Source organism: Streptomyces sp. NPDC043427 (assembly GCF_056436655.1).
The window spans coordinates 298,889-314,803 of sequence record NZ_JBWKCC010000004.1 but is presented as its reverse complement, the minus strand read 5'-3'; the positions used below and the strand labels follow the sequence as shown (position 1 = coordinate 314,803).

The window sequence follows — 15,915 nt, the reverse complement described above, 5'->3', positions numbered from 1 at the left end:
GTGCTGGCCGTCGACGTCGGCGTCCCCCCCCCCCCCCCCCCCCCCTCCCCCCACCCCCCCCCCCTCCCCCCCCCCCCCCCCCCCCCCCCCCTGGCGCACGCCCTGCGGGGGTGGGCCCTGGAGGATCCTCAGCGGTACCTCCTTGTCTACGGCACGCCCGTTCCGGGCTATCACGCGCCCGACGACGTCACCGGGATCGCGTCCGAGATCATGGCGACCCTGCTCGACGCGTGCGCCGCGTTGCCCTCCGACGGTCCCGGCACGCCGTTCGACGCGCACCTCGAAGGGCATCGGCAGTGGGCGGGCGCGCACCCCGCTCCGCCCGGGACCCTCCATCGAGCCCTGAGCTTCTGGACTCGGCTGCACGGGATCCTGTCCCTGGAGCTCGCAGGGCACTTCACCGGCATGGGATTCGACCCCGCACTGCTCTTCGCGGCCGAACTGGAGGAGCTGCTGACGTAAAGGTGACGCAGAGCTCTTTGCATGATCATGCGTGATAATGCATAATCTTCCTATGTCCAAGGTCCTCACCTCCCTTCCCGCCGGCGAGCGCGTCGGCATCGCCTTCTCCGGCGGTCTCGACACCTCGGTCGCGGTCGCGTGGATGCGTGACAAGGGCGCCATCCCGTGCACCTACACCGCCGACATCGGCCAGTACGACGAGCCCGACATCGCCTCGGTGCCCGGCCGCGCGCAGACCTACGGTGCCGAGATCGCGCGCCTGGTGGACTGTCGGGCCGCGCTGGTCGAGGAGGGTCTGGCCGCGCTGACCTGCGGGGCGTTCCACATCCGTTCGGGCGGACGTGCCTACTTCAACACCACGCCGCTCGGTCGCGCCGTCACCGGAACGCTCCTGGTGCGGGCGATGCTCGAGGACGACGTACAGATCTGGGGCGACGGCTCGACGTTCAAGGGCAACGACATCGAGCGGTTCTACCGCTACGGCCTGCTCGCCAACCCGCACCTGCGGATCTACAAGCCCTGGCTGGACGCGGACTTCGTGACCGAGCTCGGCGGCCGCAAGGAAATGTCGGAGTGGCTGCTCGCCCACGGCCTGCCCTACCGGGACAGCACGGAGAAGGCGTACTCCACCGACGCCAACATCTGGGGCGCCACCCACGAGGCGAAGACCCTGGAGCACCTGGACACCGGCGTGGAGACCGTGGAGCCCATCATGGGCGTGCGGTTCTGGGACCCCGAGGTCGAGATCGCCACCGAGGACGTCACGATCGGCTTCGACCAGGGCCGGCCGGTCACCGTCAACGGCAAGGAGTTCGCCTCCCCCGTCGACCTGGTGATGGAGGCCAACGCCATCGGCGGCCGGCACGGGCTGGGCATGTCCGACCAGATCGAGAACCGGATCATCGAGGCCAAGAGCCGCGGCATCTACGAGGCCCCCGGCATGGCCCTGCTGCACGCGGCCTACGAGCGGCTCGTCAACGCGATCCACAACGAGGACACCCTCGCCCAGTACCACGCCGAGGGACGGCGCCTGGGCCGGCTGATGTACGAGGGCCGCTGGCTGGACCCGCAGGCGCTGATGATCCGCGAGTCGCTGCAGCGCTGGGTCGGCTCGGCCGTCACCGGTGAGGTCACCCTGCGGCTGCGGCGCGGTGAGGACTACTCGATCCTCGACACCACGGGCCCGGCGTTCAGCTACCACCCGGACAAGCTGTCGATGGAGCGCACCGAGGACTCCGCGTTCGGTCCCGTGGACCGGATCGGCCAGCTCACCATGCGCAACCTCGACATCGCCGACTCGCGCGCCAAGCTGGAGCAGTACGCCGGCCTCGGCCTCATCGGCACCGGCAGCCCCGCCATCGGTGCCGCCCAGGCCGCCGCGACCGGCCTCATCGGCACCATGCCCGAGGGCGGCGCCGAGGCCATCGCCTCCCGCGGCGAGGTCTCCGACGAGGACGCGCTGCTGGACCGCGCGGCCATGGAGTCGGGCAACGACTGACCCACACGTGAGGTGAAAGGCCGGCTCGGGGCACCGAGCCGGCCTTTCACGTCACCCGAGCCGGTCCCGCAGCTCCCCCTTGAGCACCTTCCCGCTCGCGTTCCTCGGCAGCTCCCCCACGAACTCCACCGACCGCGGCACCTTGTAGTTGGCCATCTCGCGCCGTGCCCAGGCGATGAGCTCGTCGCCGGTCAGCGCGGTTCCGGGGCGTCGCACCACGTACGCCTTGCCGACCTCACCGAGTCGCGCGTCCGGTACGCCGATCACCGCCACGTCGGCCACGTCCGGGTGCAGGCCGAGCCGTTGCTCGATCTCCGCCGGGTAGGCGTTGAAACCGCCGACGATGTACATGTCCTTGATGCGGTCGGTGATACGGAGGTTGCCCGACTCGTCCAGGACGCCCACGTCGCCGGTGCGGAGCCAGCCGTCGGGGGTCAGGGTCTCGGCGGTGGCCGCCTGGTCCTCGTAGTAGCCGCGCATGACGTTGAAGCCGCGGACCCAGATCTCCCCCGGGTTGCCCGGCCGAAGCGGGGTCCCCTGCGCGTTCACGACCCTCACCTCCGTGCCGGGGATCGGGCGGCCGGAGGTCGACGCGATGACCGAGGGGGCGTCGTCGCGGCGGCACATGGTGACGATGCCGCTGGCCTCGGAGAGGCCGTACGCCGTGAGGACCGTGTCGACGCCGAGTTCGCCCCGGAGGCGTTCCACCAGGCGCAGCGGGACCACGGCCGCGCCCGTCACCACGAGCCGCAGCGCGGACAGGTCGTGGGCGGTCCGGGCGGGGTGATCCAGCAGGGACTGGTGCAGGGTCGGGGGGCCGGGCAGGACGGAGACGCGTTCCGCCGCCACGTTGGCCAGGACGGCGTCCACGTCGAACACCGGCTGCGGGATCATCGTCGCGCCCCGCATCAGGCAGGCGATCACGCCGGCCTTGTAGCCGAAGGTGTGGAAGAAAGGGTTGACGATGAGGTAGCGGTCGCCGCGACGCAGGCCCGCGAGGTCGCTCCACACCTCGTACGCCCGCAGCGTCTGCGCGTGGGTGATCACCGCGCCCTTGGGACGGCCCGTCGTACCCGACGTGAAGACGATGTCCGAGGGGGAGGACGGAGACACCTCCGCCGACCTCGCCCTCACCTCCGCACCGCTCACGCCCTCCCCGCTCGCCAGGAAGTCCTTCCAGGTACAGAAGTCGGCCGGGGCGTCCTCCGAGAGGACCACCACCCGCTCCAGCGCGGGGAGCCCGGGCAGCGGTCCGGTGCCGTCTCCGTCCCCCGCCGCTCTACGTAACGACGCCACGTACGACGTCCCCAGGAACGTGCCGGTCACGAACAGCAGCCGGGCGCCGCTGCGGCGCAGTACGTCCGCCGCCTCCGCGCCCTTGAAGCGGGTGTTCAGGGGGACCAGGACCGCGCCCGCCGACACCGCGCCCAGCGCCGCGACCATCCAGTCGAGGGAGTTGGGGGCCCAGATGCCCACCCGGTCCCCGAGCCGCACCCCGTTCGCCGCGCACGCGGCCGCCGCGCGTTCCACCCGGGCGCCCAGTTCGCCGTAGGTGATCCGCGTACGCCCCTCCACGACCGCCTCGACGTCCGCGTACCGCTCGGCGGCCCACCGGACCAGCCCCGGAACGGCACCCCACGCCCTGTCTGCGCCCACAGCAGGCCTCCCAACCCCAGGAGCTGACTACCCGTCAGATTAGCTGTAACCTGACGCACTGTCAGCAGCCGGGCACCCTCGCGGAGGTAGCCACAGCATGGCCGGACTCAAGGACGCCACCGCCATCGTCGGCATCGGGCAGACCCCTTTCGCCAAGCGCCTCCCCGAGGACGAACGGACGCTCGCCTGCCGTGCCGTCCTCGCCGCGCTCGACGACGCCGGCATCGCGCCCGGCGAGGTCGACGCCCTCGCCTCGTACACCATGGAGGAGACCGACGAGGTGGAGCTGGCGAAGGCTGTCGGGTTCGGTGACCTCACCTTCTTCAGCAAGGTCGGCTTCGGCGGCGGCGGTGCGTGTGCCACCGTCGCGCATCTCGCCGCCGCGATCGCCGCCGGGCAGGCGACGGTGGGAGTCGCCTGGCGGTCGCGCAAGCGCGGCAGCGGGCCCCGGCCGTGGACCAACACGGCGGTCCAACTCCCCACTCCCGCCCAGTGGACGCGGCCCTTCGGCTTGCTCCGTCCCGCCGACGAGATCGCCATGCTCGCCCGCCGTCACATGCACGAGTACGGCACCACCCGCGACCACCTGTTCAACGTCGCCCTCGCCTGCCGCAACCGCGCCAATCAGAACCCGGCCGCCCTCATGCACGACCGCCCGCTCACGCGCGAGATGTACATGACCTCCCGATGGATCAGCGAGCCCCTCTGCCTCTTCGACAACTGCCTGGAGACCGACGGGGCATTGGCCTGTGTCGTCGTCTCCCGGGAGCGTGCGCGAGACTGCCGGCGACCGCCCGTCTACGTCCACTCCGCCGCCCAGGGACTGCCCGCCCAGCACCACGGCATGGTCAACTACTGGAACGACGACCCCCTCACCGGGCCCGCCTGGACCGCCGCCCGTCACCTGTGGAAGCACGCCGACCTCACCCCCGAGGACGTGGACGTCGCCCAGATCTACGACGCGTTCACGCCCCTCATCCCGCTCTCCCTCGAGGGGTACGGCTTCTGCGGGCGGGGCGAGGGCGGCGCCTTCACCGAGGGCGGTGCGCTGGAGATCGGCGGGCGGCTGCCCCTCAACACCGGCGGCGGCGGGCTCAGCGAGGCCTATGTGCACGGCTTCAACCTCATCAACGAGGGCGTCAAGCAGCTGCGTGGGACCAGCACCGCCCAGGTCCCCGGCGCCGCCACCTGCCTCGTCACCGCCGGCGAGGGAGTCCCCACCTCCGCCCTGCTCCTGAGGAGTTGAGATGCTCCAGCCGATCGTCGCCCCCGACGGCGCCCCCTTCTGGCAGTACGCCGCCCAGGGCGAGCTGCGCGTCCAGGCCTGCGCCGACTGCGGCGAACTCCGCTTCCCGCCCCGGCCCTGCTGCCCCCACTGCCAGTCCTTCGCGAGCGAGTGGCGTGCGATGTCGGGGCAGGGCCGCATCTGGTCGTACGTCGTCCCCCATCCGCCCCTGCTGCCCGACTACGCCGAGCAGGCGCCGTACAACGTGGTCGTGGTGGAGCTGGCGGAGGCGCCGCGCATACGGCTCGTCGGGAACCTGGTCAGCCGCGCCGGGGCGGCGCTCAACTCCCTTCCGCTGGAGCGGGTTCGGATCGGCGCCAGGGTGCACGTCGTCTTCGACGGGGCCACCGGGCTTCCCCAGTGGGTCCTGGAGCGGCCGTGAGCCTGCGGATCAGCACCTACGAGGACACCGGTGTCGCCGTCATCACCCTCGACCGGCCCAAGAAGCTGAACGCGATCGACCTCGACACGGCCGACGAACTGGCCGCCACCTGGCGCGCGTTGCGGTACGACGACTCCGTACGGGCCGTCGTGCTCACCGGTGCGGGAGAGCGGGCGTTCTGCACGGGGCTCGACCGGGAGGCCGTCGTGCCGCAGCCCGACTCCCCGTACATGCAGAACGATCCGCTGCTCACCGTCGGCCCGAAGGCGAACGACCTGTGGAAACCGGTGGTCGCCGCCGTGGAGGGGATGGCCTGCGGGGGCGCCTTCTACCTGCTCGGGGAGTGCGAGTTCGTCGTCGCGGGCGCCGGTGCCGAGTTCTTCGACCCGCACACGACGTACGGCATGGTCAGCGCGTACGAGTCGGTGCTGATGGCGCAGCGGATGCCGTTCGGGGAGGTCGCCCGGATGATGCTGATGGGGACGGCGGAGCGGATCGGGGCGCGGCGGGCGCACGCGATCGGGCTGGTGTCCGAAGTGACGGACGCGGGTGGGGCGTTGGCTGCCGCCGTCGACTGCGCCGCCGTCATCGCCGGGTATCCCGTCGAGGCCGTACAGGGCACCGTGCGTGCTCTGTGGGCGGCCAAGGAGGTCGCGCGGGCGCAGGGGTTCGCGCAGGCGCCCCATCTCATCTCGCTGGGGAACCTGCCCCCGGACCGGCAGGCGGAGTTGTTCGCGGGGCGGCGGTCCGGGGGGTATCGAGTGCGGTGAGCGGTCGTCAGGTCACGGGCGTGGCGTACCCGTCGGCCACGCAGTGGTCGACGCGGGGGACGAGGCTTGTGTCGCCCACCTCGACCTGCACCCTGGTCGAGCTGTTCGACGGTACGTAGGCCTGCGTGCTCTTCAGGGCGACCTGGTCACCCTGCTTGTCCAGGAAGGCGACGTCGAAGGTGAAGGTGCCGCTGGTGGAGTTCGGGTTGGTGACGGTGACGGTCGCGTAGGGGGCCTTCTTGGTGGCGCAGCTGATCAGCTCGGTCTCGGCGTTCTCCAGCACCGGCGTGGACGTCTCGCTCGACCCGCTGCCGCTGCCGCTGCCGCTGCCGGAGGAGTCGTAGTCGTCGTCATCGTCGTAGTCGTGGCGCGACCCCGACCCGTACCCGCCCGAACCGCCGGACGTCGATGACGAACTGTCGTGATCCTGGCTCGAGCTGCTGCACCCGCCGCCTCCGCCGCTGCCGTGGCTGCTGCCGTGGCCGTGACCGCGGCTTGTCGAGAAGCCGGTGAGCGACAGGACCACGAGTGCGGCCACCGCTGCCAACTTGATGCTGCGTCCCCGTGAATGCATGGCGGCCACCCTACGCACCGCCTGTCACGATCAGGTCACCGCGTGGCGATGACCGCGTACCCGGCGTAGCGCCTGGGACAGAGCGGTGAACGGGCCGTTCCCCCGACGCGGTGGCCGCCGTCCGGATCCCCTTTTGTGCGCCCCGGCGCGACGGCCGTCACCGGTCAGGCCCCGTGCGGCAGCCCGACCGGCCGTCAGGCGTCACGCCGTGCGTGCCGTCCCCGTCCCCTTCTCCGCGTCCAGCGCGTACACGCAGCGGTCCTTGCTGCACGCGTACACGACGCCGTCCCTCACGACCGGGGAGCCGGTGATCTCTCCGCCGGTGGCCAGCTTCCAGCGCAGGCGGCCGTCGTCGGCCTTGAGGGTGTAGAGCAGGTGGTCGGTGGAGCCGAAGTGGATGCGGCCCTCGGCCACCGCGGGGGCGCCCACGATGTCGCCGCCCGCCTGGAAGCGCCACTTGGGGGTGCCGGTGACGGCGTCCAGGGTGTAGAGGCCCTTGCCGCTGCCGACGTGGACGTGGCCCGCCGCGACGAGGACCGGTTCGATGGACGTCCGTGACTCGGTGGCGATGCGCCAGCGGTCGCGGCCGTCGGTGGCGTCGAGGGCGTACACCGTGCCGAGGTAGTCGGCGAGGTAGACGCCGCCGCCGGTCACCGCGGGGCCGGGGACGAAGGTGGGCGGGGAGAGGAAGACGGCGGGCGCCTCGAAGTGCCAGCGGACCCTGCCGCTCGCCACGTCGACGGCCAGGACCCGGGAGCCCGCCGAGAGGTACACGTATCCGTCGGGGCCGTTCGTCACCCGGACGGGGACGCCGCTGCAGGAAGCCGCGTCACCGATGGGATACGACCAACGCTCGTCGCCCGTGCGGGCGTCGAGGGCGCGCAGGCGGGCGTCCTGCCAGACGTAGGCGGTGCCGTCGTGGAGGGCGGGCCCCGCCTCGGGGGACTCGAAGTCGGTCTGGCAGCCGGTGATCTCCCACAGCTTCTGCCCGCCCGAGGCCTCCCAGGCCTGCACGCCGCCGCCGCGGGTGCCGGTGAGGACGGTGCCGCGGTCGGCCTTGAGGGAGTACACCCAGGCGTCCGTGGACAGCCGCCACAGGTCGCCGCCCTCGCGGGCGTCCAGGGCGAACAGGGTGGGGCCGTCGGAGGCGTGGACGCGGCCGTCGGCGACCGCCATGGACCAGGCGACGTCCCGGGTCTTGAAGCGGCGGCGGCCGGTGGCCACGTCCAGGGCGTGCACCTCGAAGGAGGTGACGTAGACCAGGTCGTCGGCGACCTTGGGGGTCCCCCACACGTCGTTGGACATGCGGAACCGCCAGGGCCGCCAGCCGGCCGCCGTCTCCGGGGGCACGGGCGGCGGCGCGGGTACGGCGGGGTCGGCGCCGTTGAGGCCGGGGCGCGGCCGGGACCAGGAGGCGACCAGGCCCGCCTCGGGCGGGGGTGCCTTGACGGCGGCGGCGCGGGCGTCGGCGACGCGCGGGCCGGGGCCGATCGGGACGGCCGCGCCGGCCAGCCGCACGGGGCCGGTGTCGGGGCCGCCGACCGGGACGGGCTGTGGTCCGGGCACGACGGGGTCGTGCGAGGGCGGGGGCGGCACCGCGGGCCTGCCGCCGCTGCGGGGGCCGCTGGAGGTCTGCTGCGCGGGCGGGCGGCCGCCGCGGCGCGACTCGATGAGGGCGACCGCCTTCTCGGGCAGCCACGCCGACGCCGTACCGCTGTCGTCGGAACCGGAGCCGAAGAGGTGGGGGGCGAGCTGGGCCTGGAGGTCGGCGGGGTTGGGCCGGCCGGTGGCCTCCATCTGCATGCACGACTCGATCAGCGGGCGCAGCTCGTCCGGGAGCCCTTCGAGGTCCGGGCCCTCCCGGAGCAGCATGAAGACCGTCTCGACGGGGTTGGCGCCGTGGAAGGGCGGGTGCCCGGTGGCGGCGAAGACCAGCATGGAGCCGAGCGAGAAGACGTCGCTGGCGCCTGTGACGCTGCGGGAGTCCTTGGCCTGCTCGGGCGACATGTAGGCGGGTGTGCCGACGGCGACGTTCGTCATCGTCAAACGGGTGTTCGATACGCCGGAGGCGATACCGAAGTCGATCACCCGGGGGCCGTCCTCGACGACGAGCACGTTGGACGGCTTGAGGTCGCGGTGGACGAGGCCGGCGCCGTGGATGGACTGCAGGGCCTCCGCGACACCCGCCGCGAGCCAGCGCACCGCCTGGGCCGGGAGCGGCCCGCACTCGTTCACTATCTCCTCGAGCGAGGGCGCGGGCACGTACGCGGTGGCCAGCCACGGCACCGCGGCACGCGGGTCGGCGTCGACCACGGCGGCCGTGTAGAAACCGGAGACCGCCCGGGCCGCCTCCACCTCACGCGTGAAGCGGACGCGGAAGAGCTGGTCCTCGGCGAGCTCCGTGCGGACGGTCTTGATCGCGACGCGCCGGCCGGACGCCGAGCGTGCGAGATAGACGAGCCCCATGCCGCCGGCCCCCAGCCGTCCCAGCACCTCGAAAGGCCCGATCCGCCGCGGATCGTGCTGTGTCAGCTGATCCACCACTTGCCTGCCACCTCCCCGTACGAGCCGCGTGGCTCACCTGTGTACGCGACCCCGTGCAGCGTCTCACCACCGCACCGCCGTGGCGGCACGCACCCTGATTCTTCCTGGCCGGGCCACAGGTTGCGAACCCGGTGAGGAATAGGATGTCTAACTGTTTACCAGGACGAACCTGACGGATCAGCGCTGCAGCACCGCGAACGACGCCCCCTGATTGTCGGTGACGACGCCGACTGTCCCGTACGAGGTGTCGAAGGGTCCCGCCTGGACACGGCCGCCGAGCCGGTTCACCGTCCCGAGTGCCGCCGCGCAGTCCTCCACACGGAAGTGGACCAGGAAGTGCGGCGGCATCTCGGCCGGGAAGACGTCGGCGACGGGCGCGCGGCCGAAGTCGGGATCGGCGCCGGGACCGAAGAGGGCGTCGTGGAAGAGATCGCCGTAGAACGTGTTGGCGGACTCCGTGTCGCGGGTGTACAGCTCGGCCCAGGCAAAAGTGCCCGGCTCGTGGCGGCGCCCGAAGCCGGTGTGCTTGTGCGGCTGCCAGAGACCGAAGACGGCGCCCTCCGGGTCGGTGGCGAGGGCGGCGACGCCCAGGTCTCCGACCGGCATGGGGGCGGTGACGACCTGACCGCCGGCCGCCCAGATGCGGTCGGCGAGGCCCTCGGCGTCCGGGGTGGCGAAGTAGACCGTCCAGACGGTGGGCATACGGCCGTCCGTCTTGCGCCCGAGCGCGGCGACGGGCTCTCCGTCCAGTCGCGCCCACACGGACGGGCCGTACGCCTCCTTGAAGGTCCACCCGAAGAGCTCACCGTAGAACCGCTCACCCGCTGCCACGTCCGGCAGCTGAGCGTCCACCCAGCAAGGGACGCCCTCTCTATACGCGGATGCCCTGTTTTCGGCCATGCAGCCAACGTAACGTCGGCTCCCGCAGCCCGCAGACCAGGCACACCCGCCCCGCAGCACCCGCACACCCCATTTGCAGTCGGCCGAATCGCGCTCCCATCACCCCTCGGTAAGCTGACGACATGACAGGACAAGTGCGTACCGTCGACGGCCGCGTGGCCGGTCGGCGCGGGCAGGCGACGCGGCAGAAGCTGCTGGACTGCCTCAGCGAGATGCTCAGCTCCTCTCCCTACCGGGACGTCAAGGTCATCGATGTCGCCCGGAAGGCGGGCACTTCGCCCGCGACCTTCTACCAGTACTTCCCGGACGTCGAGGGCGCCGTCCTGGAGATCGCCGAGCAAATGGCCACGGAGGGCGCCGGGTTGACCGAGCTGCTCGAGGGCCGGTCCTGGGTCGGCAAGTCGGGCTGGCAGACGGCGCAGGAACTCGTCGACGGGTTCCTGGAGTTCTGGAAGAAGAACGACGCGATCCTCCGCGTGGTCGACCTCGGTGCCGCCGAGGGCGACAAGCGCTTCTACAAGCTCCGCATGAAGATTTTGAACTCGGTGAACAACTCCCTGTCGGACGCCGTCGCCGAGTTGCAGTCCAAGGGCAGGGTCGACAAGGACGTGAACCCGGCCGCGATCGCCGGTTCGCTCGTCGCGATGCTCGCGGCGGTCGCCTCGCACCAGAAGGGCTTCCAGACGTGGGGCGTCAAGCAGGCTGAACTGAAGCCGAACCTGGCGCTGTTGGTGCATCTGGGCATCACCGGAAAGAAGCCGACGAAGTAGGCCGGCCCCACCTCTTTGCACGGTCAAGTCCTGTCTGGCAGGCGGCGGCTCACCCTCGGGTGGCCGCCGCCTGCCGTGCTATGCGCGCAGCGGCCGGTCCTTCACCACGTGCTTCATCACCAGCGTCGACGTCAGCCGCTGCACCCCTGGCAGCGTCGCCAGCCGTTCGTCGTACAGCCGTTGGAAGGCCGCGAGGTCGGCCGTCGCCACCCGCAGCAGATAGTCCGGGTCCCCGAACAGTCGCTGCGCCTCCAGTACGTGCTCCACCTCGCTCACCGCGCGCTCGAACTCGGCGACGGTGTCCCGGTCCTCCTGCCGCATCGAGACGAAGACGAGCGCCTCGAAGGTCAGGCCGACGGCGGCCGGGTCCACGACCGCCCGGTAGCCGGTGATCGCCCCCGACCGCTCCAGCTCCCGCAGCCTGCGGTGACACGGCGAGACACTCAGCCGCACCCGCCCGGCCAGCTCGGTCACGGTCAGCCGCCCGTCGTGCTGCAGCTCGGCAAGAATCTTCCGGTCCATGTCGTCCATGAGGCAGATCTTCCCTCAGTCCTGGCGATTCTGAGCAAACTTCGGGAACACCTTTGGCCGGATCGCGCCTAATGTCCCCGGTATGGACTCCGCAACGCTGCTTTCCTTCCTCGCTCTCGACCTGCTGCTGGTGTGCGTGCCGGGCGCGGACTGGGCGTATGTGATCACCGCGGGCCTTCGCGGGCGCTCGGTGGGCGCGGCGGTGGCCGGGCTGGTCTGCGGGTACGCCCTGCACACCGCCCTCGCGACGGCGGGCCTCGCGGTCCTGGTCGCCGGGTCACCGACACTGCTGACCGCGCTGACGGTCGCGGGGGCGGCCTACCTGGTGTGGCTGGGGTGGAGCGTGCTGCGCCGGCCGGGGGTGCCGGAGGCGGGCGAGACGGTGGTGACGGGCGGCGGGCGGGTCTTCCTGCGCGGGGCCACGATCAGCGGCCTGAACCCCAAGGGGCTGCTGCTCTACCTCTCGGTCCTGCCCCAGTTCCTCGTCACCCGGGACGCGCACCTGCCCGTCCCGGCGCAGACCGCCGCCCTGGGGCTGCTGCACATGGCGTGCTGCGCCGCCGTGTACGCGGCGGTGGGCGTCCTGGCCCGCGCGGTGCTCGGCGCCCGGCCCGCCGCGGCCAGGGCGGTCACCCGGACGTCGGGGGCGGCGATGCTGGGGATCGGGGCGTTTCTGCTGGTCCAGCGGCTGGCACTCGGCGGCTGATCCGGAACAGCCGGATCTCCCGCTCCACCCGCTCCTGGTACGTCGCGTACGGCGGCCAGAACGCCAGCACCGCCTTCCAGGCCGCCGCCCGCTCCTCCCCCTCCAGGAGCCGCGCCATGACCGGGATGTCCTCGCCCTTCCAGCTGATCTCGGCGTTGGGGTGGGCGAGCAGATTGTGGGTCCAGGCGGGATGGCCGCTGCGGCCGAAGTTGGAGCCGACGAGCAGCCAGCCGCGCCCGCCGTCCTCCGGCATACAGGCAAGCGGCGTACGACGCGGCTGCCCGCTGCGCGCACCGGTCGAGGTCAGCACGACCCCGGGCAGCATCTGCGCGCTGAGCAGCACCTTTCCGCGCGTGAGCCGGTGCACGGCACGGTCCAGCGCCGGAATCACATGCGGGGCGACCTTCGCGAAGCCCCGCGTCGAGGACACCCTCTGCACCACCCGGACGCCGATCACACCGCCACCTCCGTCCGCTCGAAGAGCCGCGCCCGCTCGGCGGCGTGCGCCCGCAGCCGGTGCACCGGCCCGAAGAGCAACTCGTCGCCCGCCGCCCGCTTGAAGTACAGGTGAGCCTCGTGTTCCCAGGTGAAACCCATACCGCCGTGCAGCTGAATCGCCTCCCCGGCGGCGATGCGCAGCGCCTCCAGTGCCTGGGCCAGAGCGAGACCGCCGACGCGTTCCGTGTGCGGGGCCTTGGCGGGGGTGAGGCCGCCTGCCGGGTCCGTATGCGGGACCTCGGCTGGGACGCGGCTCCCTCCCGGGCCCGTGCGGGGCGCCTGGGGCAGAGCCAGACCGCCGACGTGCCCCGTGTGCGGCACTGGGGCTGAGGCGAGGCCCCCCGCCGGGTCCGTGTGCGGCGCCTGCGCGAGGCTGCGGCCCTCGGGGTCCGCCTGCGCCGTCGCCCAGGCGGCGTAATAGGCCGCCGAGCGTGCCGCCCGCACCTGGACGTACACGTCGGCCAGCCGGTGCTTGACCGCCTGGAAGGAGCCGATCGGCCGTCCGAACTGCTCGCGCTGCCCGACGTACTCGACCGTCCGCTCCAGCGCCCGGTCGGCGGCGCCGACGGCCTCGCAGGCGAGGAGGGCGGCGAGTCCGTCGCCGACGGCGGCGAGGGACGCCGGGACGTCCGCGTCCGGTTCGCCCAGCAACTCGGCCGGCACGTCCCTGAACTGGACACGGGCCCGGGGCCGGGTCGCGTCCAGGGCGGTCTGCCGTACGCGGACGAGTCGGGCCGCGTCGCCCGGGACGAGGAAGAGGAGGGTGCGGGAGCGGGCGAACCCACCGGCGTGGGCGGCGACCAGGAGCAGCCCGGCGCTGTGCCCGTCGAGGACCTGGTCGGCCTCCCCGTACAGCAGCCACCCGCCCCCGGACCCCGCGCCCCGCGTCTGTCGGGCCTGCACCCCGCCCGCACGGCCGTCGCCCGCCCAGCCGCCGTCGTTGCCGCCGGTCAGCGCGAGGGCGGTGGTGAGGCCGGGGCCGGGTACCGCGAGGGCAGCGGTCAGGGTGCCGGAGGCGAGGCGGGGCAGCAGGTCGGCGCGCTGGGCGTCGGTACCGAGGGAGAGGAGGAGGGGAGCGGCGAGTCCGGCCGTGGCGAGCAGCGGGGAGGGGGCGAGTACGCGGCCCACCTCCTCGCAGGCGAGGGCGAGTTCGGTCACGGAGCAGCCGACACCGCCGTACTTCTCGGGCAGGGCCAGACCGGGCAGGCCGAGCTGTTCGGCGAGGGCGGTCCACAGGGCCGGGTCGTGACCGCCGGGGGTGTCGAGGGCGGCGCGCAGCTCATGGGGGCCGCAGCGCTTGTGGAGCAACTCCCGCAGGGTGCGGCGGATCTCGTCCTGTTCGGCGGTGAAGCTGGCGTCCATGGCTGCCTTCCCTCCCGATCTGACGGTCCGTCATGTTAGGGGCGGGCGGCGGAGCCGGGAAGGCTGTCGTGCCGTTCCGATCTGATATACCGTCAGATTCATGGTGACCCCAGGGAACCGCAAAGTGGCCGCGGTGGGCGTGGCCCTGTCCGACTGCGGCCGGGTGGACGACGCGACGCCCTACGCCCTGCACGCCCAGGCGGCCCGCAGGGCCCTCGCGGACGCGGGCCTGGACCACACTCTCGTCGACGGCTTCGCCTCGGCGGGTCTGGGCGTCCTCGCACCGGTCGAGGTCGCCGAGTACCTGGGCCTGCGCCCCACCTGGGTCGACTCCACCTCGGTGGGCGGCTCCACCTGGGAGGTCATGGCGGCCCACGCGGCGGACGCGATCGCCGCGGGCCACGCGAACGCCGTACTGCTGGTCTACGGATCCACGGCCCGCGCTGACATCCGGGCGGGCCGCCGCACGGGCGACCTCTCCTTCGGCGCGCGCGGCCCCCTCCAGTTCGAGGTCCCTTACGGCCACACCCTGATCGCCAAGTACGCGATGGCGGCCCGCCGCCACATGATCGAGTACGGCACGACCATCGAGCAGCTGGCCGAGGTGGCCGTCCAGGCCCGGGCGAACGCGGCCCTGAACCCCGGCGCGATGTACCGCGAGCCGATCACGGTCGACGACGTCCTGTCCGGCCCGATGATCGCCGACCCCTTCACCAAGCTCCACTGCTGCCTGCGCTCCGACGGCGGTGCGGCGGTGCTGCTGGCGGCCGAGGAGTACGTACGGGACTGCCGCAGCGCGCCCGTGTGGGTCCTCGGCACCGGGGAGCACGTCTCCCACGCGAGCCTGTCGGAGTGGGAGGACTTCACGGTCTCCCCGGCGGCGGTGAGCGGGCGGCTGGCGTTCGAGCGGGCGGGCGTACGGCCGGAGGAGATGGACTTCGCGGAGATCTACGACGCGTTCACGTACATGACCCTTGTGACGTTGGAGGACCTCGGCTTCTGCGCGAAGGGGGAAGGCGGGGCGTTCGTGGAGAAGGGACGGCTTCGGGTCGAGGTCGGGGAACTGCCGGTGAACACGGACGGGGGCGGGTTGTCGGCCCAACACCCGGGGATGAGGGGCCTGTTCCTGCTGGTGGAGGCGGTACGCCAGCTACGGGGCGAGGCGGGGGCCCGGCAAGTGCGGCGGGCGGACGGCGAGTTGCCGCGCCTGGGGGTCGCCTCCGGCACGGGCGGGTGGTTCTGCTCGTCGGGGACGGTGATCCTGGGGCGGGACTGACGGCGGACGCCGGATACTCGGAGCATGGCTACGGATCTTCACGAACTGCTCAGGTCACTTCGGGTGTGGGACCCGGAGGTGACCGAGCTGCCGCCCTTCGACCCGACGTCGGCCCCCGCCTCGCCCCTCCCCCTCTTCACGTCCTGGTTCGCGGAGGCGGTCGCGGCCGGCGAGCGCGAGCCGCACACGATGACACTGGCGACCACGGACGAGGAGGGCCTGCCCGACGCCCGCATCGTCATGCTGCACGGCGCCGACGCCGACGGCTGGTCCTTCGCGACCCACGCCACCAGCCGCAAAGGCCGCCAGCTCACCGCCCATCCGTACGCGGCCCTCACCTTCTACTGGCCCGCCCAGGGCCGCCAGGTCCGGGTACGAGGGCCGGTCTCCGTCGCCCCGGCCGAGGAGGCGCAGGCCGACCTGCACGCACGCTCGACGGGTGCGCTGGCTGCCGCGCTGACCGGGCGGCAGAGTGAGGTGCTGAGCTCGGTGGCGGAGTTGGCGCGGACGTCGGAGGCCGCGTGGGAGCACGCCCAGGCGAACCCGACCGTCGACGCCCCGACCTGGACGCTGTACCGGCTCTCCCCGGAAGAGGTGGAGTTCTTCCAGGGGGACGAACGGCGGCGGCACGTACGGCTCAGGTACCGGCGTCAGGAAGGGGGTTGGACCAAGCATCTGCTGTGGCCCTGACAGGACCTGTG

At 72.4% G+C, this 15,915-nt stretch carries 16 protein-coding genes; 9 read left to right on the top strand and 7 right to left on the bottom strand.

The window, feature by feature from the left end:
• Together AC067M_RS11135 and argG are read left to right on the top strand one after the other, a co-directional pair.
• The coding region (locus tag AC067M_RS11135; protein ID WP_478696716.1) for a TetR-like C-terminal domain-containing protein at positions 1-462 on the top strand (462 nt) is incomplete at its 5' end.
• A 52-nt stretch (positions 463-514) separates the two neighbouring features.
• On the top strand, positions 515-1,960 hold the full coding sequence (gene argG, locus AC067M_RS11130) for an argininosuccinate synthase (protein ID WP_478696715.1): 1,446 nt from the start codon (positions 515-517) through the stop codon (positions 1,958-1,960).
• Between the two features lie 51 nt (positions 1,961-2,011).
• Here argG and AC067M_RS11125 read toward each other — a convergent pair whose 3' ends face one another.
• Positions 2,012-3,616: a FadD3 family acyl-CoA ligase gene (locus AC067M_RS11125; protein ID WP_478696714.1), complete on the bottom strand. Its 1,605-nt coding sequence runs from the start codon at positions 3,614-3,616 to the stop codon at positions 2,012-2,014.
• Between the two features lie 97 nt (positions 3,617-3,713).
• On the opposite strand from AC067M_RS11125, the gene AC067M_RS11120 reads away from it, so the two are divergent.
• From AC067M_RS11120 to AC067M_RS11110, 3 genes are read left to right on the top strand one after another with little or no spacing between them, the layout of a single operon-like run.
• Positions 3,714-4,862: a lipid-transfer protein gene (locus tag AC067M_RS11120; RefSeq protein ID WP_478696713.1), complete on the top strand. Its 1,149-nt coding sequence runs from the start codon at positions 3,714-3,716 to the stop codon at positions 4,860-4,862.
• 1 nt (position 4,863) lies between these two features.
• Positions 4,864-5,283: a Zn-ribbon domain-containing OB-fold protein gene (locus AC067M_RS11115; protein WP_478696712.1), complete on the top strand. Its 420-nt coding sequence runs from the start codon at positions 4,864-4,866 to the stop codon at positions 5,281-5,283.
• Positions 5,280-6,053, top strand: a complete 774-nt coding sequence (locus AC067M_RS11110; RefSeq protein WP_478696711.1) for an enoyl-CoA hydratase/isomerase family protein — start codon at positions 5,280-5,282, stop codon at positions 6,051-6,053. Before AC067M_RS11115 ends, AC067M_RS11110 begins: the two co-directional genes overlap by 4 nt.
• 7 nt (positions 6,054-6,060) lie before the next feature.
• Here AC067M_RS11110 and AC067M_RS11105 read toward each other — a convergent pair whose 3' ends face one another.
• From AC067M_RS11105 to kbpA, 3 genes are all read right to left on the bottom strand, one after another.
• Positions 6,061-6,627 carry a hypothetical protein gene (locus AC067M_RS11105; protein WP_478696710.1) on the bottom strand — a complete coding sequence of 189 codons (567 nt, stop codon included), beginning with the start codon at positions 6,625-6,627 and terminating at the stop codon, positions 6,061-6,063.
• A 201-nt stretch (positions 6,628-6,828) separates the two neighbouring features.
• The gene (locus AC067M_RS11100; protein WP_478696709.1) at positions 6,829-9,171 is read right to left on the bottom strand and encodes an outer membrane protein assembly factor BamB family protein; all 2,343 of its coding nucleotides are present in this window, start codon (positions 9,169-9,171) and stop codon (positions 6,829-6,831) included.
• Positions 9,172-9,348: 177 nt separating this feature from the next.
• A complete protein-coding gene (gene kbpA, locus AC067M_RS11095) occupies positions 9,349-10,071 on the bottom strand; it encodes an AfsK-binding protein KbpA (protein ID WP_478696708.1) in 723 nt (240 codons plus the stop codon).
• A 134-nt stretch (positions 10,072-10,205) separates the two neighbouring features.
• On the opposite strand from kbpA, the gene AC067M_RS11090 reads away from it, so the two are divergent.
• Positions 10,206-10,841, top strand: a complete 636-nt coding sequence (locus tag AC067M_RS11090) for a TetR family transcriptional regulator (RefSeq protein WP_478696877.1) — start codon at positions 10,206-10,208, stop codon at positions 10,839-10,841.
• A gap of 78 nt (positions 10,842-10,919) precedes the next feature.
• On the opposite strand, the gene AC067M_RS11085 is transcribed toward AC067M_RS11090, so the two are convergent.
• Positions 10,920-11,372: an Lrp/AsnC family transcriptional regulator gene (locus AC067M_RS11085; RefSeq protein WP_478696707.1), complete on the bottom strand. Its 453-nt coding sequence runs from the start codon at positions 11,370-11,372 to the stop codon at positions 10,920-10,922.
• An 82-nt stretch (positions 11,373-11,454) separates the two neighbouring features.
• Between AC067M_RS11085 and AC067M_RS11080 the strand changes: the two genes are divergently transcribed.
• Positions 11,455-12,078 (top strand): LysE family translocator, encoded by a 624-nt coding sequence (locus AC067M_RS11080; RefSeq protein WP_478696706.1) that lies wholly within the window; start codon positions 11,455-11,457, stop codon positions 12,076-12,078.
• Here the strand turns inward: AC067M_RS11080 and AC067M_RS11075 are convergent.
• Both AC067M_RS11075 and AC067M_RS11070 read right to left on the bottom strand, forming a co-directional pair.
• Entirely contained in the window at positions 12,002-12,535 is a 534-nt protein-coding gene (locus tag AC067M_RS11075) for a nitroreductase family deazaflavin-dependent oxidoreductase (RefSeq protein ID WP_478696705.1), read from the bottom strand. The genes AC067M_RS11080 and AC067M_RS11075 overlap by 77 nt on opposite strands.
• Positions 12,532-13,938, bottom strand: coding sequence for an acyl-CoA dehydrogenase family protein (locus tag AC067M_RS11070; RefSeq protein ID WP_478696704.1), 1,407 nt, complete (start codon positions 13,936-13,938; stop codon positions 12,532-12,534). The genes AC067M_RS11075 and AC067M_RS11070 overlap by 4 nt, the downstream gene beginning before the upstream one ends.
• Before the next feature lie 103 nt (positions 13,939-14,041).
• Here AC067M_RS11070 and AC067M_RS11065 point away from each other — a divergent pair, with 103 nt between their 5' ends.
• Both AC067M_RS11065 and AC067M_RS11060 read left to right on the top strand, forming a co-directional pair.
• Positions 14,042-15,214, top strand: coding sequence for a thiolase C-terminal domain-containing protein (locus AC067M_RS11065; RefSeq protein ID WP_478696876.1), 1,173 nt, complete (start codon positions 14,042-14,044; stop codon positions 15,212-15,214).
• A gap of 24 nt (positions 15,215-15,238) precedes the next feature.
• Complete coding sequence (locus AC067M_RS11060; protein WP_478696703.1) at positions 15,239-15,904, top strand: pyridoxine/pyridoxamine 5'-phosphate oxidase; 666 nt, start codon at positions 15,239-15,241, stop codon at positions 15,902-15,904.
• The last annotated feature ends 11 nt before the right edge of the window (positions 15,905-15,915 follow it).

Bases quoted from the DNA above. Each gene is read 5' to 3' on its own strand.
- argG (WP_478696715.1), top strand. From the start codon at position 515: ATGTCCAAGGTCCTCACCTCCCTTCCCGCCGGCGAGCGCGTCGGCATC.
- AC067M_RS11120 (WP_478696713.1), top strand. From the start codon at position 3,714: ATGGCCGGACTCAAGGACGCCACCGCCATCGTCGGCATCGGGCAGACC.
- AC067M_RS11115 (WP_478696712.1), top strand. From the start codon at position 4,864: ATGCTCCAGCCGATCGTCGCCCCCGACGGCGCCCCCTTCTGGCAGTAC.
- AC067M_RS11105 (WP_478696710.1), bottom strand. From the start codon at position 6,627: ATGCATTCACGGGGACGCAGCATCAAGTTGGCAGCGGTGGCCGCACTC.
- kbpA (WP_478696708.1), bottom strand. From the start codon at position 10,071: ATGGCCGAAAACAGGGCATCCGCGTATAGAGAGGGCGTCCCTTGCTGG.
- AC067M_RS11085 (WP_478696707.1), bottom strand. From the start codon at position 11,372: ATGGACGACATGGACCGGAAGATTCTTGCCGAGCTGCAGCACGACGGG.
- AC067M_RS11080 (WP_478696706.1), top strand. From the start codon at position 11,455: ATGGACTCCGCAACGCTGCTTTCCTTCCTCGCTCTCGACCTGCTGCTG.
- AC067M_RS11070 (WP_478696704.1), bottom strand. From the start codon at position 13,938: ATGGACGCCAGCTTCACCGCCGAACAGGACGAGATCCGCCGCACCCTG.
- AC067M_RS11060 (WP_478696703.1), top strand. From the start codon at position 15,239: ATGGCTACGGATCTTCACGAACTGCTCAGGTCACTTCGGGTGTGGGAC.